Here is a 21,023-nt window from a genome sequence, read left to right on the forward strand (position 1 = left end):
TTTCACGCTGGTGAGTGACTGCGGTTGCGGGCGATCAGTTGGGTGACGATGACAGGTGATGCCACGGCCAGCGCGATCAGATCAGAAGTCAGGCTGGGCGCGACAAAGATAATCCCAGCGATGGCCAACAGAACGCGCGATGCGAGATTCAACGGACTCAACCAATACCCAACCACAGCCGCCGACAGGGCAATAACCCCGGCGATGCAACTGGTCGCGGTATAGGTGAACTCCCACAGGTTAAACCCGGTTGAGGACACGAATAGCAGCACCGGCGCATAAACAAAGGCCATAGGCGCTATCACTTTGCCCAATCCAAGGGTGAAGGCAGAAAGACCAGTTCGGAACGGGTTCGAGTTCGCAATGGCAGCTGCGGCATAGGCTGAAGTACAGACCGGTGGTGTAATTTCGGACACCACACCATAGTAGAGTACGAAAAGGTGGCTGGCGATGGGTGGAACACCCAGTTGCGCCAGCGCAGGCTGCGCCACTGACACCAGCATGATATACAGCGCGGTGGTCGGAATGCCCGCGCCCATCAAGATACAGACGACGGCGATGAACACCAGTGAGATGAACAATTGTAAGTCTTCCATCGCAAAGAACTGGAAGCTGCCGAACGAGATCATGTTGTACAGATCCGATGCCAGGTTGCCTGCGCCCTGTGTAACCATGAAACCGATGCGGAACCCGATGCCAGTGGTGTTGATCACGCCTACCACGATACCGACCGCAGCAGCGGCGGCGCCCACGGCTAGCGAGTATTTCACACCCAATTCTACCGCCTGTAGCATCTCGGGCACTTCGATGCGTTTCTGAGGGTTCATAGTTGCGACCACCGTCAATCCGCACAGGATTGTTGTCATGGTCAGGTCAAAGCCGCCGTCTGAGAACTTCCACAGTACAAAGCTGAGGAACGCTGCCGCGTAGATCAATGTCGGCGGTTGCCTCAAGCGCGACATGCCCGCGATCACGGCAAGCGAGATTCCACAAAAGGCCGACATGAAGGGCGTATATCCAGTGAACAAGACCACCAACAATCCGATCAGCGGCACTATATTGGCCCAGCCTTCGGCCCAAACTGCCTTGAACTGAGGTAGCTGCTCTTTGGTCAGACCTTTCAAGTTCAGCTTGCGCGCCATCAGGTGCACCACGGCAAAGACGCCAACATAGTGCAGAAGGGCTGGAAAGATCGCTGCAATCACGATCGTGGTATATGGAACCTCGAGGAACTCGGCCATGATAAAGGCGGCGGCCCCCATGATTGGCGGCGTGATCTGTCCCCCAGCCGAAGATGCTGCTTCGACGCCGCCCGCAAAGTGGCCGGGGTATCCTAGACGCTTCATGTTGGGAATTGTCAGCGCGCCGGTTGATACGGTGTTGGCCACCGAAGAACCTGAGATCGTGCCGAAGAAGGCCGACGATACCACCGACACTTTTGCCGGACCGCCGGTATAGCGGCCCGCCAAAATAGTAGCATTATCGATGAAAAGCTGCCCCAATCCCGTGCGTTGCGCGATCACGCCAAACAGCACGAAATGGAACACGATGGTCGAAACAACCCAAAGGGTGACGCCGTAGATGCCTTCCTGCGGGAAATACATCGACGACACGAAGGTTTTGAAGTTCACGCCGGGATGTTGCAGCAATCCGGGGAAATACGGCCCCAGCAGGGCATATGAGATAAACACACAGATGATCAGGGGCAGCACCCAACCCAAGGTGCGGCGCGCGATGTCCAGCACAAGCAGGATAATGATAACGCCCAAGATCACGTCATAGCTATTGGGGTTACCCATGCGGAACGTCTGTTCCTCGATACCCAGAAAAGCAATGCCGCGCCAGGCGACGCCAACATACAGCGCTGCGATGATCCCCAGCACCATGAAGACCAAGTCGTATAGTGGGATGTTGCCTATGCGAAACCGGCTTACTTTAAGCGCATACAGGCTTTTGGCCCCGATAATCGGGATTGTCGCGTAGACCAGAATGAACAACAGGGCCAGATAAATGCCCATGTGCCAGTGATCGGCAGGCAGGCCAAACCCGGCTGTGAAAAATTCGTAGAATGCAAAGATCAGGGCGACGAAGCGCAGAACAATTCCGGTTGTCGGAGTTACCTGCCGGACGGCGGCGCCTTCGTCGAATTGTTCTTCGATTGCAGCCAGTTCCTCGGCTGTCAGCTCGTGGTCATCAAGCTTTTGTGTCTCGGACATGATGGCCCCCTGATTGCGCGTATTTTGAGTACCCGGTGCTCAGATCTGAGCACCGGACAATTAAGTTTCGGGAGAAAGAGTTACTGAAGAAGCCCGGCTTCTTTGTAGAACTTCTCGGCACCCGGATGTAGCGGAACACCTAGCGCCTCCACGCCGTCCAACGCCGTATCTGGTGTGATCTGCTTGCCCTTGGCATGGCCGTTATCCAGCAGCTTGCGAGTATTGTCATTCCACAGAGCTTTGGTCATCTGATAGACCAGATCATCGGACAGGTCCGAGGATACAACCAGCATCGCGCTTACTGCGGGGGTCTTCGTATCAGCGTCAATACCTTCATAGACACCGCCAGGGATGGCCGAAGGGATATAAGCCGGAATAATCTCATTGATTTTGGCCAGATCCTCATCGCTGAACGAGTGCAGATTCATACCTTTGGTCGAAGACAGCTGCACCATCGCTGCAACCGGCCAGCCTGCGGCATAGAAATAGGCATCAAGCTGACCATCGGCCAGCCGCTCGGCGCTCTGGCTGTTGTTAAGCTCGGCTTCGTCCATGTTGTCACGATTGACACCCCAGGCATCGAGCATCTGCAAAACGGCTACCTGCGTGCCAGAACCAGCTTGCGCGATACCAACGCGCTTGCCCTCCAAATCACTCAGATCGTTGATCGTCGAGCCGGCCGGCAGAACAAGGTGCAGGTCTTCGGGGAACAGGTTGGCCACGATGCGCAGTTTCGGATGCGGTTTGCCTTCGAATTTGCCTTCGCCCATATACATCGAACGCGTGACGTCAGCTGCAGCAAGACCCGCCTCAAGCTCACCGTTTTCAACGGCAGCGTTGTTGAAGACCGACGCGGTGGTGGATTGCGCAATTGCGATCAGCCCCGGAACACCGCACTGGCCACCTTCTTCACACGGGCGTGAGCCCGGAGGCGCTGAGATACCATTGGCGATGGTGCCACCGATGGGGAAGTAGGTGCCGCCAGCACCACCGGTGCCGATACGGAAAAAGGTCGGATCCTGCGCCAGCGCAGGTGCGGCCAGCGCGCCCGCCAATGCTAGACCAGTCAAGCATTTTACAATTTTCATTGTCATCTCCCTTGTTGGAATTTCGGTTTTGGTTTTCCCAAACTTCGATCCTGCAAGCGTAGAGACAAACTTCATAAATACAAATTTGTTATATTTCACTAAACTAAAGTTTTGCTTATGTTTAAGAATATGAACCTAACTCAGCTAACCGTATTTCGTGAGGTGATGGAGACCGGCTCCATCTCTCAAACCGCCAAGAAACTAAATCGCACGCAGCCTGCAATCAGTCTTGCGTTGAAAAACCTTGAAAAATCTCTGGGCCTGATGCTGTTCGAACGTAAAGGACGGCGTTTGGTGCCGGTTCCCGAAGCGCATTATCTTTTGGCAGAAACGACAGGCATTCTTGACCGCCTCGCGTCGATCTCCAACACCATGGAAGGTCTCATCAAAGGGCATGCCGGAAGCTTGAATATTGCAACGATGCCTGGTCCATCTGCCTTTTTGTTCCCGCGTTTCATAAGCCAGTCAGTTGGCGAAAACCCCGAAATTCGCATAACACTTTCCACTCGCAGCTCACCTCAGATTATGGAGCTTGCGGGATCACAAAACATCGACTTCGGCTTTGCTGACTTCGAGCATTCAACCGGTAAAGAACCCCAATACTCCGCCGAGCTTATCCAGGCAGATTGCTTCTGTGCCCTTGATCGCGATCATCCGCTATCATCGCGCCAGAGCTTGGCCTTATCAGACCTGGATAGAACGCCAATGGGCGGCCTGCATCCTTCACACCCGTTTCAACGAAAAATCCGGCAGGAGTTTGAAAATGTTGCCGCTGAATACAACCCAACGGTAACTTGCCAGTACTTTCTGCCATTAATCCCCTTTGTGAGTTCAGGACAGTGTTGCAGCATCGTAGATCCGCTGACAGTTGCGACTGAGCGTGAACTTAACTTCTCGAATGGCAAAGTGGTTTTCTTACCCTTTACGAAACCGCTCAGATATGAGTATGCCATCCTCGAACCAAACCACCGACCACCGTCCCAATTGGCATTACAGACCAAAGCGGGATGGAAGGCAGAAGTGTTGAGGATGTTGGATGGTGTGAAGGCAAACCCACTTTCCTTTTGGGTAGATGAAGCAGGGACAGAACATAATAGATCACAATAGACCTTACGATCTGAAAACCAATTTTTGTGTTTGGCTACTGCGTGACCAAAAGCCGACATTCATGCATGTTGCAGCATTCGTGACTTTGGGCTCACTACGGACCTCGGAGACAGCGCAGCATCTATGCGATAAACGACCTGGGCACGGTCAGTCCGGCCCCAAGCGGACACCCAGCAGGCGTTCTTGATGCTGCAGTCGCAGCCCGCTTTGCGGTCATTCGCCGCATAAGCAACATCAGGGCAAGATCAAACTCACGCTCTGTGGACGGATCTGACATACCCCTATTCCCTTTGAACGACCGCTACAGATATCTGAAGAAGAGTTCCAAGTCAGCCGTCAACGGTTGCGTTTTGCGTCTATTCTTCCTATCTCCACGTCACCTGTAATGGAGATTTCATGTCCCGGTAAGGAAGGGAGGCAGCGCGCCTCCCGGAGCACATGCAACACCTGAAATATTGCCGTCGCTTTGTAGCTGACGGACAATCTTGATGTGCTCACTCGTTTCCTACCATCAGTGCCCAAATTTGATCTAGGCCAGAGACATGAAAGTGCACACCCTATGACAAGAGATTACTCGGACTTCCTTCCGCGTAGCGCGCGCGACGCCCAATCACACCCCAAACTCAGCCCTCTTCAGGCACTGGGATGGCAACCCTTCTTCGCCCAGCAAATCAGCGTGGGCGAGCTAACATCGACACCTCCCGTTCGCGTTGTCGAAGTGCATCGCAGTGGGCTGCACGCCCTTGGAGACAACATTGATGTTGTACTTCCTCCCAGAGCGGATGTGACCGTCGGGGACTGGCTGATGCTGGATCCTTCGCACCCGCGATCCAGTCGGGTTCTCGAGCGCACGAGCCTCATCAAGCGGCGTGCGCCCGGCACCGACAGGCAGGAACAGCTGATTGCGGCGAACATTGATACGGCCTTTATCGTCACGTCCTGCAATCAGGACTTCAAGGTGGCACGGTTGGAACGCTATGCCGCTCTGGCGTTTGAGGCACGGATCACGCCTGTCATCGTCATCACAAAGACCGACCTTGTGCCGGACCCGAAAAGCTACATTGACGCGGCGCGCGCGGTGTCGGACATGATCGACGTGGTTGCGCTTGACGCCCGTGGAGACGCGCCCCGGACAGAGCTGACCCCATGGTGCAAGCCCGGCAAGACGGTGGCGTTCCTCGGCTCGTCCGGTGTTGGGAAATCGACGCTGGCCAATGCGTTGCTTGAGAGCCAATCCATCGAGACCCAGACCATTCGCGAGGACGACGCGAAGGGTCGGCATACGACGACGCGGCGTGAGCTTCATGCGATGCCCAATGGCTGTCTGATCCTTGACACGCCCGGCATGCGGGAATTGCATCTCACCGATGCGGCGGACGGGATCAATGATCTCTTTGCTGACATTCAGGAGTTGGCCGCGCGCTGTCGATTCAACGACTGTCAGCACGAAACCGAGCCGGGATGCGCTGTTCTGGAGGCTGTTGATGAGGGTATTCTCGATGCCCATCGGCTTGGCAGATGGCGCAAGCTCATGGCGGAGGACGCGTTCAACTCGGCGAGCCTTGCGGAACGCAGGTCGCGCGACAAGGCGTTCGGAAAAATGGTGCGCGGCGTCAAGAAAATCAAAGTTGTCAGGAGGTAAGACGATGACGCAGTCGAAAGCGGGTCAAATCGTATGGCACGACCTTTTCACATCGGTCAGGGCGTGTTCGATGGCATTTTACCAGCACGTCGCCAACTGGACGTATGAAGTCGAGCGGGCGACGGATTTTGCCTGGGGAGGCGGTGCGCAGGATTTCGTCCTCGCACTCTCCGGGGACGAAGCGGGTGCGGGGTTGGCCGAGACGCCTGCCGGGCAGGAAAATGGCTGGATCGCTTACATCGAGGTTCCCGACGTGGCCGCGGCGGTCAGGCGCGTCGCCACGCTCGGAGGCAAGATCATTCGTGAGCCATTCGAGGTACCGGGTGTCGGTCGCAATGCACTGCTGCGCGATCCGCTCGGTGCTCTGGTCGGGATTTCGCTGACCCGGCACAGCTTCCCTGTTCCGCGTCGGCAGTTCGGCCCAGACGTGTACGTCGGCAATGGGACTGACTTCCCGCTGGCGTTCTATGCAGACCTTTTTGGATGGCAGATCTCTCCCGAGCAGGACACGGATTGTCTCGCACTCCTCGGACCTGGGGGCGATCTTGTTGCACGCCAACATGCCGCGACCTGGCCAACCGGTTCAAATGCAGCTTGGGTCCCGTGCATCAAGGTTGCTTCAGTCTCCCATGCCTGCCGTGCTGCTGAAGCCAAAGGGGCGCGTCCGGCTTCTGTAGATTTGAATGAAACCGTTCAAGCCCATAACCCCATCCTGTGTGATCCAGACGGCGCGCCGTTTGCTTTTGGCATCGAATAGACGACCACTTTCTAACAGGTCGCCAATTCTTCACAGGAACTGCAGAGCGGATATTTGTTCGTTCTGCAGCATGCGTGACTCAGGGCTCAGAGCTTCCATCGGAGCAACCGCAGCATCTTGCTGACAGGCACGCCAGCTCAGATGAGGACGGCCCAAAGCCGACATCCGACCCAGTCTCTCGATGCTGCGGTCGCAGTCCGCATTGCCGACATTCGCCGTAAGAGCATAACCTGATGTGGGTCGAACTCACAGATCGCGGACTTTCCGGTCATTCGGTTTTCGAAAGTCGCTGAAGCAGCAACCCTTCGCGGGTGCAGCGTGGCTCTTGCGCCGGCGCAGCAGTTTTCCGTTTCCGGTCATTCGGAAGCGCGTGTGGAGCAGGATATCAAATCAACCACTCACTGCGCGCCTGCTGGAGAAGCAAGACTCGGACAGAGCGTTCATTTACTGCGGTCCAAAATTGATATGCTCGTCCGAAGTCAACGGACGAGCATATGGGAAATCACGCAAGAACTGCAACAGTTCCTTCGAGTGTGCGCTGTAGTTTGCAATAGGTCAAACCGGTGACTTAACACCGATAGTTTCCAAGTTTGGCTTTAGGCGTATCTTTGCTTCGGTTATGAGTGTCGCTGAGGTCCCGAAATCCGAAAACGGAGTAAAGTGGCAGTTCTCCTTCAAGCGTCTACTCATACCCGCCAACATTTTCTTCGATGTGCCCAAGCGCACTTCTGAACGCTTTTGGCCAATATTTTTTGAAAACCGCTCGTGTCGAGCGCCTAGGATTGCGTGTACTTATACTTGCAGCTCGTATTCTCCATCGACGGTCACTTCACCGTTTGCCGCAAAAGCGCAGGCTTCTTCGAGAGACGACGTCACCGTGCCGGATACCGAAAACTTTTGTTGAATCGCGATTTTCTTCATGAGGTATTGGCGTGCGCCGATTTTGATTTCGAGGTCCAGTCGTGCCACGGCAAGGTCAATCAGGGATTTGATATAGGTGCTGATCTTTTCCATGACCGCGTTCACGACGACATTCGCCCGTTCGCCAAGCGCTGAGGTCATTTCCGAAATCTTTTCCCGGGTCCGCTCGATAATCGGACCGGCGGCGTCCATACCTGATTGGACAGCGGACCGGATAGCGCCTTCGGCGAAGTCCCAGATCCGACGGATCCAGGTGTCTTCGTCGGTGTCCACAACCGTGTTGAGGACACCGACAGAGTATTTCATGCTATCACCAAAGTGGGTGGCACGCGATAGTGCCTCGTCGTGCAAGTCTTCTGTCAGCGTCAACGGTATCATGTTTTGTCCTCAAATCTGGGCGTCGCCGGGATGATGTCCCATAGGCCCGCACGTTCTTGAAATAAGCCAGTCACTCCTGTCACAATACGCATTTTCGCAGTCTCAAGCCATGTCGAAGCAGCTGGTGCGATGCCTGTCCGGAAAAACGCTTCGATTACCTCTTCGCGTTGATAAGTGACATCGCTGGTCATATCGTCAAAGCCGCCCTTTGCGACGGCGCGGGACCGGTTTTCATCGCAGAGCAACGCTTGCAACAAGTCTGCCGCGCAGTCTCGCTGCCGGTTCAACCGCGCAGTCTTTTGCGCGTCGTCATCCAGCAAGCCGGTGGCCTTTGCTGCCACACGGTCTGTCCATGTTATGAGTGGCACGGCTACCGGTTGATCGCCCAAAACCCACTCGTCCTGGTTTTGCACCCAAGCTAGGGTACGACGGGCGCCTTCATGTCCGCGTGCGACAACTTCGATCTCTGACTGTCGGACAGGATGGTTCAAAACCCGTTCTCGCACCCAATCTTTCCGAACCGGATGCTCCGCCAGGCTGGATTGCAACAGCTGGTCGAGGAACTGGTTGGCGCCCGTGACAAAAAACCAATCCCCATATTGCAGCGTGAGAAAGTGCATGCCGGCCATTTCGGGACTGCCGTAGACCATGCCATTGATGTCCACGATGCGCCGCACTTTCAGCCGCGGCACGCCGGTTTCATCCCAATGGCGTCTGATCTCATCGAGGTCCCTGGCGGAGATTAACCTGGCGAAGGAACTGTAACTCGACCGGCCGGTTTCCACGTGAACCTCGGTTGTGCGCAAGCTAAGCCCGAGCATGATATCGCTGGTGTAAGGATCGACGTTGATGTGAAAGAGCGCATCCGTTTGGCCAATAGGCAAAAGAAATCCGCGGGACATGACAGCAAAGTCATCGATCACATCGCTTTCGGGATCAGAATGCAAGGCGTGCAGTGTTTTGACACCTTCTGTGGCGACGGCCACAACATGCTGGACATCGGGCGGGTCTTCGACCTGCTCGCGGCGCTCAGTCATAAGTGACATCTGAGCTTCTCGCCGCTGCCGTCGCCCCAGTTCAAGAAACAACTCCATATCACGGGCCGGCGTTGTATCGCTGGGTTGGATCCGCCCTTTCCGGTACCGGGTCGTTGGCTCACGCTTGTCGGGATCGGGCGGCTTGAAGAAATATGCGAGGTCCTCAGGCGGCAGGCCGGCGAGACCACAGACCCAGCGCTTCATCATGTGTTGCGCCGCAACGTGAAACTCCTCGGTCGGCAAGGACAAATCCGGGATGGCATCTTCATATGTCCCAAATCGAGCAGTGTGCTGCAGCAGATTGAACGCCATAGATCCGGATATCTCGGCGGAATGCGTTTGGCGCCAGGCGCTTACGACGGATCGCACGGCAATGTAGCCGGCAAAGTAGACTGCCTTCTCTGTCCGCAACACCGCTGCGAGGTGGGACTTGGCCTCTTGCTGCAGTGTTTCGGCAGTGGCCGCGTCAAAGTCCTCGACAAAAGCGCCATGGGATTGCGCCAGGGATTCCGAGGTGAATGTCTCGCCGGGATTGAAATCCACCAGATTTCGCAGGCATCGTGTCAGAATAGTATCGGTGTGCCGGTCGCGCTGCGGGTCAGCCGCCGTTTCGGCATAAACCGCAATACCTTCAAGCCAGGGCGTCCAGACATCCTGCAGGATCTGCGCTTTTGCCGCTAATTCGAGGCAGATTTCCGCCTGCCGCAGTGCCAGAGAGCTAGTCCCGCGCCGGGGCGCCAACCCCTTTTGCGCAACAAACGCCCCCATGAAATCGCCTTGTGTGATGTCTACGCCATCCAAGCCCCAAAGCCCCATTTCGGCGCGGTACAACGCGGTGCGCAAGGCTGTCAGCGCCCACCCTAAACCACCGTTCAAGGTGATCGCATGGGTCACTTCATGCGAGAGCTGCAATAGTTGCTTGCCAAAGGACCGGTCGCGCAAGAACGATCGATTGTGCGGAACACACCGGAAGATCGCCGGGTGCTGTATCGTGCGGGTGATCCAATCCGCCGAGACCGATGTCTTCAGCTCGTCAGCCGTCAGATCGAACCAGCGATCATCCACGAGCGAGAGGAAATTCAATTCGGCAGGCAGCCTGTCTTTCCATGTTTGGGTCGCTTCGTCCTCAAATCGCGACAGCGCGTAGATTTCGGTGACATCCGCATTCGGCGGCATCAACCCTACCCGTTCTTCTTCCGAATAGAACCGAAGCAGCGTGAGCAAGAGCGGCCGAAGGTCAGAAAAATGGTCGAACAAGCGCCACAATTGATCGAGGCAATTTCTCAGAAAAGGCTCTTCCACGCCTTCAAGACGACTGACGGCGATTTCGCTCAGTGCAAAGGCTTCGGCTCTCCGCATTGGGTTTTTGACCGCAGCATTTCTCACGGCATGCGCAAGGAAAAACGCGCAGGTGGCAATCTGGTGCATGCGTTGCGCCTTTTCCGCCAAGGCGAGCGCAAATCTGCCGACCGGCTCTCCGAAATCCGGTGCGTTTCGCAAGATATCCATGGCCATAGACGCGAGGTTGTAGGCAAGGTCAGCCTCGCCGAGATCCAACAGGACTCTGGCATGATGAAAGCAGGCGTTTCCAAGCGCCAGTTCTTCGGGTCTGTCCGAGAAATCGATCTCTGTTTCCGACAGGCGAACGGCGACCGACACGGCGCTGTCAAGCAGCGGCGTGAAGCGACAGACACTCTCCTGCGCGGCTATCCGGTAAACCGTGACGGCTCGTGCAGCATCGGAGGAAAAATGATCAATTTTTCCAATGAATAAACGCAGAAAATTGGCCCAGTACCCAGCTGTGGGCGGCGTCGAAGATTGAATGGCTTCGATAAAGTACTTTTCAAAAAGAGTCGCGTACACCGGGCGATCGTCACTTAAGGCGGCTTCCATCGCGACCGTGTCTTCCGCCGAAATTGGTATCAAAGCTAAGGATCGGTCGATTTCCTTAATGAACAACTCCCTATAGCCTTGGATTGCCATTTGTGTCGCTTCCTGGTTTGCGCTACTCGGTACGTATCGTTACAGCCTTCCTTGGATTGAGCAAGTTGCTTCAAGGAGCGGCCAGAAATTCTCGAAAAAGATCTCTTCAGAGAATTGGAAACGCGCGAGGTATTCGAAGGGCCGCCCTTCCTCGACCTGCAAATTGCTGTCCAAGTCCTCGCTGCGCCAAGGTCGAATGGCGGCTATCTCTTTGGACTTGCATCGCTGCAATTCGAGCAGCTGCAGCGATTTTCATGTTGTGAGCGCGCGCAGCGAAAATCCAAGACTTCCGCTTTGGGCTCTATCGCGGACCTTGGAGGCAGCGCGGCATGCTGTGATAAAATTTTCCAGTCAACGTCGGATTGTCGTTGTGGGCGGGCATGGCGGATCGGAGGATCAACCATGGAAACACCAAACTTACCTGCCATTCGTGCTCTTCGCCCAGCCTGGAACAAAGGACGCATCGTCGGCCAGAAGCGACCGCTGAAACCAAAACATGTCTGGGCAATCCGAGTTCGCCTCGAGCTTGCCGAAAATCATCGCGATCTTGCGCTCTTCAACATGGCAATCGACAGTAAGCTTCGCGGCTGCGATCTGGTGAAGATGAAGGTCGCCGATGTCATGTCATCGGGTCAGATTAAGGAACGGGCTTCGGTCCTTCAAAGCAAGACGCAGAAACCCGTGCGCTTTGAGATATCAGAGGGCACACGTGCCTCTGTTGAGAAGTGGATGGAAGATGAGCTGATGGTCGGTTCGGAGTACCTTTGGCCCGGCCGGTTTCATGAACGCCTGTACATCTCGACACGCCAATATGCACGGATTGTCCGCGATTGGGTCACGTCGATCGGCCTCGAAGCACGCGCCTACGGCACCCATTCCATGAGGAGAACCAAGGTCACTCAGATCTACAAGAAGACCGGAAACCTACGCGCTGTTCAGCTTCTGCTTGGCCATACTAAGATGGACAGTACAGTCCGGTATCTCGGCGTCGAACTCGAGGATGCCCTAGCAATCGCCGAAGCGATAGAGATCTAAAGTCAACGGGCCGCTCTCGCGGGCGGCCCAAACCAGCCGTTCATCGCGAGATAAGTTGCCGCATTGCAGCTTCCCCAAAGCGGAAGTTGATCGATTGCGCAGCATTTCCAACATTAACGTACACTCATCGGACAAAACGAACTCGTGCAAGCGCAGCTTCAACTATTGCCACGCGACCTTACTTGCTCCGGGTTCGGCGCTTTTGCACCTGTTAATCGCCACCACTTCGGCGCTTCGCAACGTCTGACAGACCCCGGGCCAGCAGGTCGAATACGATCCGGATACGACGGCTGGTCTGTAACTCCCGATGGGTGACCAGCCAGATTGGAAACTCAAGCGAAGGGAAATCCGGCAAGACCTTCTCTATGCCAGATTCAGCCTCACCCAACGTTTCGGGCTGCATAGAGACGCCGTAGCCCGCTTTCACCAATTCCCATGCGACGACACCGCTCTCGCTCGACATCACGAAGCTCTCTGCGCGAACGGGCACGCCCATGTTGTGCAGTGGGGCCATTAGCCTCTCTGGGTCGGCATTGCCGACGAAATCGAGTGCAGCCACATCGCGCGGAGTCCGTGGGCGGCTTGCACGATCGAGATAGTCGGTCGCGGCATAGAGAGTGGCGCGAAAGTCGCCCATGTGCCGTGCGATCAGGTCCGGCTGATCTGGGCGGACGTGGCGTATCGCGATGTCTGCCTCGCGCTGCGTCAAATTCTGCATCTCACTCGACGCGAGAATGCGGACGCGGATGCCCGGCGCCATCTGTCTCAACGGCTTGAGCACGCCCGGCAGGATCGCTGCTGACAAGAGGTCCGTTCCCGTGACCGTGACCTCTCCGGTGACATCCTGAGATTTACCGTCGGCCACCATCGAGATGAGCGTCGCAGCCTCGCCCATCATGCGCATGTGATCAATCAGGTCGCGCCCTGCTTCCGTCAAGGTAAGACCACGGACGCTGCGTTCTACCAACGTGACGCCAAGTGCCTCCTCCAACGCACCGATCTGCCGCCCTATCGTCGGCTGCGTTGTCTTCAGCACGCGCGCCGCGCCGCTGAACGAGCCTTCCTCCGCTGTCGCGAGGAAGGCGCGTACCTGGTTCCAATCGAAGGAAACGGCCTGCCAGTTCATTCATGAGCGTATAGCAGGTGGACGAATTTAAGCAATCGACCTTTTATGAGCGCATGGATGATACCGGATGCGAAACGAGATCGGCCCGGTCTCTGCAATCGAAAGCGACACAATGCATTCCGCAGTTTCTTACGACTGGCGCATCCGCGCCGCTTCAAACCTGAAGTGCAACGCGCAAAGGAAACCGACATGACTGCCCAAGCCTTCTGGGACCGGCATGCGCCCAAGTACGCCAAGAAACCTATTGCCGATGTCACCGCCTACGAAGAAAAGCTGGAATGCGTCACTGCGCTTCTTCGATCGACCGATCGCGTTCTTGAAATCGGCTGCGGCACAGGCGGCACAGCCAGGAAGATCGCGCCTGTCGTCGCTCATGTGACCGCAACCGACCTCTCTGCCGAGATGATCCGGATCGCCCGGTCACGATCAGGTGGCGATGCCGCGGGAACACCAGAATTTCTTCAGGCGGAGGCGGCGCAACACATTCCTGGCCAACCGTTCGACGCCATTTGCGCGTTCAGCTTGCTTCACCTGGTGGACGACATACCCACCGTACTGGATGCAGCATTCCACCAAATGAAACCCGGCGGTCACTTCATATCAAAGACGGTTTGTCTGAAGGACGCGCCGCGCTGGATGCGAGCCATGGTTCGCGTGCTCATGGCCGCGCGGATCGCGCCTAATGTGATCATCTTGAGTCGCGCTGAATTGACCCGACACCTGATCCGCGCCGGGTTCGAAATCGAGCAGACACGGTATTTCGGAAAGAACCGACTGAGCCCCTTTATCGTCGCGCGCAAGCCCGCCTGAGGCAGACCGACGCCTTATTCTGAGAGACCGAAGCATGCACTTTATAAGCCGTCGCGAATGGGCGTTCCTTGCCCTCGTGTTCCTCTACTCTTTCATTCCGGCAGTCGTAGGGCTGGTCCGGCTTCCGGAACTTCTCGGCGCTCGGGCGATCATCCCGCCGAACCCGCGTGCGGTGTTCGATCCCCTCCCGATCACATTGCATATCCTCGGCAGTTCAGTTTTCTGCCTTGTGGGGGCTGTGCAATTCCTCCCGAGCCTGAGGCGCTACCGCCCGGCCCTGCACAGGACCCTCGGGCGGATTGTGGCGGCAGCGGGATGCATCAGCGCACTAACCGGGCTCTGGATGACCGTGTCCTACGCATTTCCCGATGCCCTGCAGGGACCAGTGCTTTACGGGGCAAGGGTCACGCTCGGCCTCGCGATGGTCACCCTCATCGCATGGGCCATCGTCGCGATCCGGTCGCGAAACGTCGCCGCGCACCGCGCCGCGATGCTGCGCGCCTATGCCATCGGCCAAGGGGCCTCAACGCAAACCGCGCTCTTTCTGGTCGCAATGGCCCTCTTTGACACCGAACTGCAGGGGTTTTCGCGAGACCTCCTGATGGTTGGGGCGTGGGCCATCAACCTTGCGATTGCGGAACTCCTTATCCGCCGCGCCTTTGCAACGCGCACATCCGGCGCGGTGATCTGAACCCGGTCGTGCTCTCGACCTGATACCGGCAAACTCCAGAAACACAGAAAGAAGACACCAAAATGAGACGGCTCGATCCCCGTATTCTTCTGTCGGCCCTGTGGCTGTTCATACTGCTCAACATCATCTTTCGCGATATTCACCAGTTTGTCCTCGCGTCCCAAATCGAGATGCTGCTGACAGGCCATTACAACGGCATCGAGATCACCGAAGGGCTGATGCTTTTGGGCGGTTTCCTCGTCCAAGTGCCGATTGCGATGGTGCTCTATTCGCTCCTGCTAACCCGCAGGATTGGTCGCCCTGTCACCTTTCTTGCAGCGATCGTCACAACCGGTACGCTCCTTTCCTCGGCCCCCACCGACATGGATGACACCTTCCACCTCGTCATCGAGATCGTGGCTCTAATCGCAATTCTCTGGACCGCATGGACGTGGCCCGAGGACGAACACACCGCGCCGCAATCCGACGCAAGTTCTCCGTAAAAAACGTGCGCGCACCGCGGACACGATGAATGAATAATAGGACCAAATAGATGTTGGAAGAAACGCCTTTAGACGATGCGTTTGATATTTATGACAAGCTCGCACCTCGCTACGACAAACTTCATCATCGCTGGCTGCGTCATGCAGGCGGCGAGGCGCAGGCCGCCCTGGAAGGTCTGGTGCGTGCACTTGCGACGCCGAATTCGAGGCTTTTGGATGCTGGCTGCGGCACCGGCAACCTGGCACGTAGACTGATCGCCGAGGGCATGCCGCCGAATTTGATGACCCTTCTCGACCCGTCCGCAGCGATGCTTGCACGCTGTGCCGACATTCCTGTGCCGAAGATACAAGGACGGTTGGAGTCCCTGCCGTTTGAAGATGGCACGTTCGATCTTGTGACGTGTGCTTGGGCTTTGGAAACCGTCCCCGATCCCCACCTGGCTTTGAGTGAGCTTTGCAGGGTTGTTCGAGCCGGCGGCGCGCTTTGTCTCGCGTTTTGCGCGGATGAGCCTGCCCGTGGTCTTGCCGGCAGCCTCATGCGCCAGGCGCTTTTGTTTCGCGGGACCGGCCGATTTATGTCCCGCTCCCGATTGATGCAGGCAATCGAGCGTTTCGAAAATTTTGAAGTGCGGGCAATTCCGAGCCATGGTCCGGCCTCGACCTTACTTGCTAGGCGGTCTGGCGCAGCAACCCAGGGGTCTTTGTAGCCGGGCTTAAAGTTGAAAATGACGACCACAGAATTACGGAGATCAAGCATGATTGGATATGTTACCCTCGGAACCAACAACTTCGAGGCCGCGCTGAAATTCTACGACGCCTTGTTTTCGAGCGTGGGCGCAAACCGTCTTTGGAAACAGGGCGATATGGCCGCATGGGGCCGCTCAAGGGCCGAGCCTGCGTTATGCCTTGCTTGTCCATTCAATGGGGCACCGGCAAGCGTTGGAAACGGGGTGATGGTCGCTTTGAAAATGACCAACAGAAAAGCCGTCGATACGCTTCACGCAAAGTGCCTCGAACTTGGCGGAACAGATGAGGGACCCCCCGGCACACGCGGAGATCATGGTTTCTACGGAGGGTATTTCCGGGATCTGGATGGCAACAAACTGAATGCGTATGTCCCAGCGTGACAGCAGGCAAAGAGTTGGCTGTTGAAATATCGCGTCCAGCGGACAATGAGAGACGAGCACATCGAAAGACGCCGCAATGAGATCTGAAATAAAATTCGTCCGATTGTCGGAAATCGACCCAACCGAAATCTTAGCGCACATGTCCGACCCTCGTGTCGCGGAGCATATGCCGCTTCTGAGATTTACTTGGAATGCCGAGACAGTGGCGCGGTTTGTCGCCAAAAAGGAAGAGTGTTGGCACCGTGACGGACTTGGACATTGGGCATTCTTGTCCGATGACCGATATGTCGGCTGGGGTGGATTTCAAAAAGAAGGAGCCGAATGGGATTTCGGACTGGTCTTGCGGCCCGACACGTTTGGCCTCGGGCCGCGCATCTCGCGAAAGGCGATCGACTTTGCAATTTCCGATGAACGCATCCCGTATGTGACCTTCCTTTTACCACCGTCACGCACGAACCTGCGGGCACTCGACAGACTTGGTGCTTGGCGGGTTGGCGAAGTCGACTATGACGGGGCGACCTTCCTCAAATTTCAACTTGCGACAGAGTGACAGCATTGTCCGATTTCTGGTACATCGGCAGCTCCAGAGTGTGTTGTAACTCGCAGCCCTAACTGGTCATTGCAGTGGTCCTATAGTTCAGCGATGTTAAGGCTTGTTCATCTCAAAGCCAGGCAAAAGCTGTGACGCAAAAATTAAAAACTAAAGAGCCACGGGGTTCATACAGTTGGCTGTGTGTAACAAACTTTGCTATCTGGTTATCAATCGTAGCCGCTTCGGTTAGTCCAAGTTTCGCAGACCAAGCGTCAGAAAATGCTGGCAATCCGTGTGAAGATTCGTGGCAAGAAGTCGTCGAACAACTTCATTCGCAAGTGCAATCTGCTAGAGGGCACAAGCAAATTATCCTATTTGTCGGAGACGACGGTAGTGCTTTCAATTGTCTAAAAATGGATGTTCCAGAAGGAACCATAAAAGCAGTGACATTCGTAGAGGCCCAACTGGTGCAGCTCGAGAACAACGTTGATCAGAATTCGCAATTCCGAACGAGGTATTGTAGCTCGGGTCGCGGTTTTATCGGAAAATTTGACGTTACCAGACTACATCTGCCTTATAATTCGGACGAGCTTGCTTCTGATGCTTGTGTTGCGCGGCTCCAATCAACACTCAAAATGTTGGGTGGCCTGTGACATCCGCCAAAGATGTTATCCGCTTATGCCGGGCTAGAATGCAAACACAATTGGGCCTAATGGCAATGGCAGTTTTGTCCGCAACCTGTAAATCTGGGAAGTAAATCTCGCAGCGGCATGCTTGAATGGCCGGTTTTCACACCGCGCAGCGGCGCTGAGAATGATGCGGCCGCGGAGATTTTCGTGCTGCGAGCGCACGCAGCGAGAAAACCGAATTCACAGAATGGGCTCAAACCGGACGCTCAAACGCCTGATTGCATTCCGGCAACATTATAAACCGTAAACAGCTCTTTCGGCTCGGCCACACCGCGCAGCATATAACGCCCGACCGAGATCAGATCCTGATCGCAGGGCTGCGCCGCGCGGGCTACGTCATCCGAGATCAGTATCCGTTGCCCCAAGGACCGATGCATGCCAGCGATACGCGCGGCCTGATTCACCGCTGGGCCGATCACCGTGAAATCCAAACGTGTCTCAGAACCGATATTGCCATACAGAATTTCGCCCGCATGCAAGGCCAGTGTGAAGTTGGCCACCGGCAGTCCAGCGGATTCGCGCTGCGCATTCAGTTCGGCGATCCGGTCCTGCAACATGGGAACCGCCTGCAGGGCCGCCTGCACGTCCTCTTCAATCTCGCCGACATTGAACATAGCCATCAGTCCATCGCCCATGAACTTCAGAATATTGCCGCCATTATCGTGCACGACGCCAACGGCAACCGCCAGATAGTCGTTCAACATATCGATGATCTCGATTCCGGGCAGATTCTCGGAGAGGCTGGTAAAGCCCTCAAGGTCGAAATTCCATATCACGGCGTCGATCTGCTGTAGGGATCCGCGACGAATTTCACCCGACAAAACACGCCGTCCAGCATCCCGACCTAAGTAGACGCGCATCAGATCTTTGGATATCCGCGCGTTCGAGGCTGACTTTAGTGCCAGGCCCAAATGGGGCAGAGCCGTATTGATAAGGTCAAGATCCTGTTCCCGAAACCCATCCGGCGCGTTCGAAGCCCACGACAACAGGACTCCATCTACGGCTTTTTTTGAGGTCTGCGACCGCGGATCGAAATTCACACCTTTAGCGTAATACTCCGTCGCACCAGCCTCGCGTAATTCATTGATCAATGGATAGCGGCTGGGCTCGTTCTGATCGACCATGCGTTCATGGACGCCGTCAAGATCGTGATGTAATATCGCATATAGAGGACTGCTCATCCAGTCTTCTCTGGTCTCTTCTGAATACTCGAATTTCTGATAGTCACCGCCGGTGTCTTGATACCAGCTGTATCCGGTGCCGCCATATACCGGGTGCAGCGCCGATTGCGCCGCATGAAATCGCATCAGGGGCACACCAAGTTCAATCAGACGGGTACAATAGCCATCCAGCAATTCTTCTTTTTCGGCACCTTCAAGGCCCCGCGTCACCAGCCAGTTGATCAGATCATTTGATTTTGCCGCGTTTTGGTTCGGGGCTGTCATTTCACATTCCTGTGTCCGCTCTGGCTTCCATCTGGGAGCGAAAGGTTCGAATTACCAGAGGTCAATTCATATCAGCCAGCTTTCGCAACATTTTGCGCAACAAGGTAGCCTCGTTTTCTGTGAACATTGCGGCAAGCTGAGCATCATATTGCTGCGCAATACCGCGCAATTCGCGATAAACCGACCGTCCGGCCGTGGTCAATGCAAGATGTTCAACGCGGCGATCCGTCTGGCTGACGGTTCTGACAAGAAATCGGCGCTGCTCAAGCCTGCTGACCGCGCGGCTTATCTTGGTTTTGTGAATCCGGGCGCGTTGACCGATTTCTTTCGCGCTCAATTCTCCGTAATTGCCCAGATGAAACAACACTCTCCATTCCGTGCGCAGCATCCCATAACGGTCTTTGTATACACGCTGAAATTCCAGTGCGCTTTCCTCGGCTGCCCGGTTCAGCAGATAGGGCAGGAAATCCAGCAGATCAAACCCGTCTCTTTCGGTACTTTCTGTCTTTGTCATGCTTGTTAGTTACAAAATCAACTATTATCTCACAAGCAGAAAACAGCAGGAGCCAAGGATGAACCATCCGACAGACCCGCATAAAATGATCCAGGCCAGTACACCCGCTGGCACCCATCCGGGCTATATGCCCGGCTTTGGCAATGATTTCGAAACCGAGGCCCTACCCGGTGCGCTGCCGCAGGGCATGAACAGCCCGCAACGCTGCAACTATGGGCTATACGGCGAACAACTGAGCGGCACTGCCTTTACCGCCAACCCACCCGAGCGCACCTGGTGCTATCGTATCCGCCCTTCGGTGAAGCATTCGCATCGCTACGATAAGATCGACCTGCCCTATTGGAAATCGGCACCTTGTGTTGACCCAGATGTTACCAGCCTGGGCCAGTATCGCTGGGACCCCGTCGCTCATACCCAAGATGGGCTGACATGGCTGACAGGCATGCGCACGATGACCACAGCAGGGGATGTGAATACGCAGGTCGGGATGGCCAGCCACATCTATCTGGTCACCGAATCGATGGTGAATGACTATTTCTTCTCGGCCGATTCCGAATTGCTGGTGGTGCCTCAAGAAGGCCGCCTGCGCTTTGCGACCGAGTTGGGGATCATCGACCTTGAGCCCAAGGAAATCGCCATTCTGCCGCGCGGGTTGGTCTATCGGGTTGAGGTTCTTGAGGGCCCTGCCCGCGGCTTTGTCTGCGAGAATTACGGGCAAAAATTCGAACTGCCCGGACGCGGCCCGATCGGCGCCAACTGCATGGCTAACCCACGAGATTTCAAGGCACCTATCGCGGCCTATGAAGACCGTGAGGTACCATCGAGCGTCACTGTCAAATGGTGCGGGCAGTTCCACACCACAAAGATTGGGCAAAGCCCGCTGGATGTAGTCGCCTGGCACGGCAATTATGCCCCGTACAAATACGACCTGCGCACATATTGCCCGGTGGGGGCGATCCTGTTTGACCACCCTGACCCGTCGATCTTCACCGTACTCACCGCGCCGTCTGGACAACCGGGCACGGCCAATATCGACTTTGTCCTGTTCCGCGAACGCTGGATGGTGGCCGAAGATACATTCCGCCCCCCTTGGTATCACAAGAACATCATGTCTGAACTGATGGGGAACATCTATGGCCAGTATGACGCCAAACCACAGGGATTTGTTCCCGGCGGCATGAGTCTGCACAACATGATGTTGCCGCACGGACCTGACCAGGATGCCTTTGACAACGCGTCGAATTCGAACCTTGGACCGGATAAGTTGGATAATACGATGTCCTTCATGATCGAAACCCGGTTCCCGCAGCATCTGACATCATTTGCAGCGACCGAGGCCCCGCTCCAGGATGATTACATTGACTGCTGGACGTCGCTTGAGAAAAAGTTCGACGGTACACCGGGCAAGAAATAATTCCGATTGAGGTCGCAGATTTTTCGACG

19 protein-coding genes are annotated in these 21,023 nt (G+C 55.8%); 12 read left to right on the forward strand and 7 right to left on the reverse strand.

All coding sequences use genetic code 11. The features are described from left to right. Nucleotides 1-2: 2 nt before the first annotated feature. Both AC2FHX_RS16980 and AC2FHX_RS16985 read right to left on the reverse strand, forming a co-directional pair. Nucleotides 3-2,216: a TRAP transporter permease gene (locus tag AC2FHX_RS16980; RefSeq protein WP_496702869.1), complete on the reverse strand. Its 2,214-nt coding sequence runs from the start codon at nucleotides 2,214-2,216 to the stop codon at nucleotides 3-5. Nucleotides 2,217-2,296: 80 nt separating this feature from the next. Beyond that, nucleotides 2,297-3,304, reverse strand: a complete 1,008-nt coding sequence (locus AC2FHX_RS16985) for a TAXI family TRAP transporter solute-binding subunit (RefSeq protein ID WP_496702867.1) — start codon at nucleotides 3,302-3,304, stop codon at nucleotides 2,297-2,299. A gap of 117 nt (nucleotides 3,305-3,421) precedes the next feature. Here AC2FHX_RS16985 and AC2FHX_RS16990 point away from each other — a divergent pair, with 117 nt between their 5' ends. From AC2FHX_RS16990 to AC2FHX_RS17000, 3 genes are all read left to right on the forward strand, one after another. Continuing rightward, nucleotides 3,422-4,411, forward strand: coding sequence for a LysR family transcriptional regulator (locus AC2FHX_RS16990; RefSeq protein ID WP_496730965.1), 990 nt, complete (start codon nucleotides 3,422-3,424; stop codon nucleotides 4,409-4,411). 559 nt (nucleotides 4,412-4,970) lie between these two features. After that, the gene (gene rsgA, locus AC2FHX_RS16995; protein WP_496702865.1) at nucleotides 4,971-6,053 is read left to right on the forward strand and encodes a ribosome small subunit-dependent GTPase A; all 1,083 of its coding nucleotides are present in this window, start codon (nucleotides 4,971-4,973) and stop codon (nucleotides 6,051-6,053) included. A 4-nt stretch (nucleotides 6,054-6,057) separates the two neighbouring features. Then, complete coding sequence (locus AC2FHX_RS17000; protein WP_496702864.1) at nucleotides 6,058-6,810, forward strand: VOC family protein; 753 nt, start codon at nucleotides 6,058-6,060, stop codon at nucleotides 6,808-6,810. Nucleotides 6,811-7,602: 792 nt separating this feature from the next. Here AC2FHX_RS17000 and AC2FHX_RS17005 read toward each other — a convergent pair. After that, the gene (locus AC2FHX_RS17005) at nucleotides 7,603-8,109 is read right to left on the reverse strand and encodes a hypothetical protein (RefSeq protein WP_496702862.1); all 507 of its coding nucleotides are present in this window, start codon (nucleotides 8,107-8,109) and stop codon (nucleotides 7,603-7,605) included. Next, a complete protein-coding gene (locus AC2FHX_RS17010; protein ID WP_496702860.1) occupies nucleotides 8,106-10,370 on the reverse strand; it encodes a hypothetical protein in 2,265 nt (754 codons plus the stop codon). Before AC2FHX_RS17010 ends, AC2FHX_RS17005 begins: the two co-directional genes overlap by 4 nt. 21 nt (nucleotides 10,371-10,391) lie before the next feature. On the opposite strand from AC2FHX_RS17010, the gene AC2FHX_RS17015 reads away from it, so the two are divergent. Continuing rightward, nucleotides 10,392-10,919, forward strand: coding sequence for a hypothetical protein (locus tag AC2FHX_RS17015; protein WP_496702858.1), 528 nt, complete (start codon nucleotides 10,392-10,394; stop codon nucleotides 10,917-10,919). A 612-nt stretch (nucleotides 10,920-11,531) separates the two neighbouring features. Next, nucleotides 11,532-12,164 (forward strand): tyrosine-type recombinase/integrase, encoded by a 633-nt coding sequence (locus AC2FHX_RS17020; protein WP_496702856.1) that lies wholly within the window; start codon nucleotides 11,532-11,534, stop codon nucleotides 12,162-12,164. A 211-nt stretch (nucleotides 12,165-12,375) separates the two neighbouring features. Here AC2FHX_RS17020 and AC2FHX_RS17025 read toward each other — a convergent pair whose 3' ends face one another. Continuing rightward, the gene (locus tag AC2FHX_RS17025) at nucleotides 12,376-13,290 is read right to left on the reverse strand and encodes a LysR family transcriptional regulator (RefSeq protein ID WP_496702854.1); all 915 of its coding nucleotides are present in this window, start codon (nucleotides 13,288-13,290) and stop codon (nucleotides 12,376-12,378) included. Nucleotides 13,291-13,479: 189 nt separating this feature from the next. Between AC2FHX_RS17025 and AC2FHX_RS17030 the strand changes: the two genes are divergently transcribed. The 6 genes from AC2FHX_RS17030 to AC2FHX_RS17055 all read left to right on the forward strand — a co-directional run bounded on the left by AC2FHX_RS17030 (nucleotide 13,480) and on the right by AC2FHX_RS17055 (nucleotide 16,950). After that, entirely contained in the window at nucleotides 13,480-14,100 is a 621-nt protein-coding gene (locus tag AC2FHX_RS17030; RefSeq protein ID WP_496702852.1) for a class I SAM-dependent DNA methyltransferase, read from the forward strand. 34 nt (nucleotides 14,101-14,134) lie between these two features. After that, nucleotides 14,135-14,791 (forward strand): DUF2306 domain-containing protein, encoded by a 657-nt coding sequence (locus AC2FHX_RS17035; protein WP_496698890.1) that lies wholly within the window; start codon nucleotides 14,135-14,137, stop codon nucleotides 14,789-14,791. Nucleotides 14,792-14,853: 62 nt separating this feature from the next. Then, the gene (locus AC2FHX_RS17040) at nucleotides 14,854-15,273 is read left to right on the forward strand and encodes a DUF6326 family protein (RefSeq protein ID WP_496702851.1); all 420 of its coding nucleotides are present in this window, start codon (nucleotides 14,854-14,856) and stop codon (nucleotides 15,271-15,273) included. Nucleotides 15,274-15,323: 50 nt separating this feature from the next. Continuing rightward, nucleotides 15,324-15,980 (forward strand): methyltransferase domain-containing protein, encoded by a 657-nt coding sequence (locus tag AC2FHX_RS17045; protein WP_496698887.1) that lies wholly within the window; start codon nucleotides 15,324-15,326, stop codon nucleotides 15,978-15,980. A gap of 48 nt (nucleotides 15,981-16,028) precedes the next feature. Continuing rightward, nucleotides 16,029-16,400, forward strand: coding sequence for a VOC family protein (locus AC2FHX_RS17050; protein WP_496698885.1), 372 nt, complete (start codon nucleotides 16,029-16,031; stop codon nucleotides 16,398-16,400). A 76-nt stretch (nucleotides 16,401-16,476) separates the two neighbouring features. Continuing rightward, nucleotides 16,477-16,950: a GNAT family N-acetyltransferase gene (locus AC2FHX_RS17055; protein ID WP_010443838.1), complete on the forward strand. Its 474-nt coding sequence runs from the start codon at nucleotides 16,477-16,479 to the stop codon at nucleotides 16,948-16,950. An 877-nt stretch (nucleotides 16,951-17,827) separates the two neighbouring features. Here AC2FHX_RS17055 and AC2FHX_RS17060 read toward each other — a convergent pair. After that, a complete protein-coding gene (locus AC2FHX_RS17060; RefSeq protein ID WP_496702849.1) occupies nucleotides 17,828-19,066 on the reverse strand; it encodes an adenylate/guanylate cyclase domain-containing protein in 1,239 nt (412 codons plus the stop codon). A gap of 61 nt (nucleotides 19,067-19,127) precedes the next feature. Next, nucleotides 19,128-19,580 (reverse strand): MarR family winged helix-turn-helix transcriptional regulator, encoded by a 453-nt coding sequence (locus AC2FHX_RS17065; RefSeq protein ID WP_142639108.1) that lies wholly within the window; start codon nucleotides 19,578-19,580, stop codon nucleotides 19,128-19,130. Between the two features lie 58 nt (nucleotides 19,581-19,638). Between AC2FHX_RS17065 and hmgA the strand changes: the two genes are divergently transcribed. Further along, the gene (hmgA, locus tag AC2FHX_RS17070; RefSeq protein ID WP_496702847.1) at nucleotides 19,639-20,994 is read left to right on the forward strand and encodes a homogentisate 1,2-dioxygenase; all 1,356 of its coding nucleotides are present in this window, start codon (nucleotides 19,639-19,641) and stop codon (nucleotides 20,992-20,994) included. The last annotated feature ends 29 nt before the right edge of the window (nucleotides 20,995-21,023 follow it).

It is taken from the genome of Ruegeria sp. CDSC042 (assembly GCF_059610745.1).

Bases quoted from the DNA above. Each gene is read 5' to 3' on its own strand.
- AC2FHX_RS16980 (WP_496702869.1), bottom strand. From the start codon at position 2,216: ATGTCCGAGACACAAAAGCTTGATGACCACGAGCTGACAGCCGAGGAA.
- AC2FHX_RS16985 (WP_496702867.1), bottom strand. From the start codon at position 3,304: ATGAAAATTGTAAAATGCTTGACTGGTCTAGCATTGGCGGGCGCGCTG.
- AC2FHX_RS16990 (WP_496730965.1), top strand. From the start codon at position 3,422: ATGTTTAAGAATATGAACCTAACTCAGCTAACCGTATTTCGTGAGGTG.
- rsgA (WP_496702865.1), top strand. From the start codon at position 4,971: ATGACAAGAGATTACTCGGACTTCCTTCCGCGTAGCGCGCGCGACGCC.
- AC2FHX_RS17000 (WP_496702864.1), top strand. From the start codon at position 6,058: ATGACGCAGTCGAAAGCGGGTCAAATCGTATGGCACGACCTTTTCACA.
- AC2FHX_RS17005 (WP_496702862.1), bottom strand. From the start codon at position 8,109: ATGATACCGTTGACGCTGACAGAAGACTTGCACGACGAGGCACTATCG.
- AC2FHX_RS17015 (WP_496702858.1), top strand. From the start codon at position 10,392: ATGGTCGAACAAGCGCCACAATTGATCGAGGCAATTTCTCAGAAAAGG.
- AC2FHX_RS17020 (WP_496702856.1), top strand. From the start codon at position 11,532: ATGGAAACACCAAACTTACCTGCCATTCGTGCTCTTCGCCCAGCCTGG.
- AC2FHX_RS17025 (WP_496702854.1), bottom strand. From the start codon at position 13,290: ATGAACTGGCAGGCCGTTTCCTTCGATTGGAACCAGGTACGCGCCTTC.
- AC2FHX_RS17030 (WP_496702852.1), top strand. From the start codon at position 13,480: ATGACTGCCCAAGCCTTCTGGGACCGGCATGCGCCCAAGTACGCCAAG.
- AC2FHX_RS17035 (WP_496698890.1), top strand. From the start codon at position 14,135: ATGCACTTTATAAGCCGTCGCGAATGGGCGTTCCTTGCCCTCGTGTTC.
- AC2FHX_RS17040 (WP_496702851.1), top strand. From the start codon at position 14,854: ATGAGACGGCTCGATCCCCGTATTCTTCTGTCGGCCCTGTGGCTGTTC.
- AC2FHX_RS17045 (WP_496698887.1), top strand. From the start codon at position 15,324: ATGTTGGAAGAAACGCCTTTAGACGATGCGTTTGATATTTATGACAAG.
- AC2FHX_RS17050 (WP_496698885.1), top strand. From the start codon at position 16,029: ATGATTGGATATGTTACCCTCGGAACCAACAACTTCGAGGCCGCGCTG.
- AC2FHX_RS17055 (WP_010443838.1), top strand. From the start codon at position 16,477: ATGAGATCTGAAATAAAATTCGTCCGATTGTCGGAAATCGACCCAACC.
- AC2FHX_RS17060 (WP_496702849.1), bottom strand. From the start codon at position 19,066: ATGACAGCCCCGAACCAAAACGCGGCAAAATCAAATGATCTGATCAAC.
- AC2FHX_RS17065 (WP_142639108.1), bottom strand. From the start codon at position 19,580: ATGACAAAGACAGAAAGTACCGAAAGAGACGGGTTTGATCTGCTGGAT.
- hmgA (WP_496702847.1), top strand. From the start codon at position 19,639: ATGAACCATCCGACAGACCCGCATAAAATGATCCAGGCCAGTACACCC.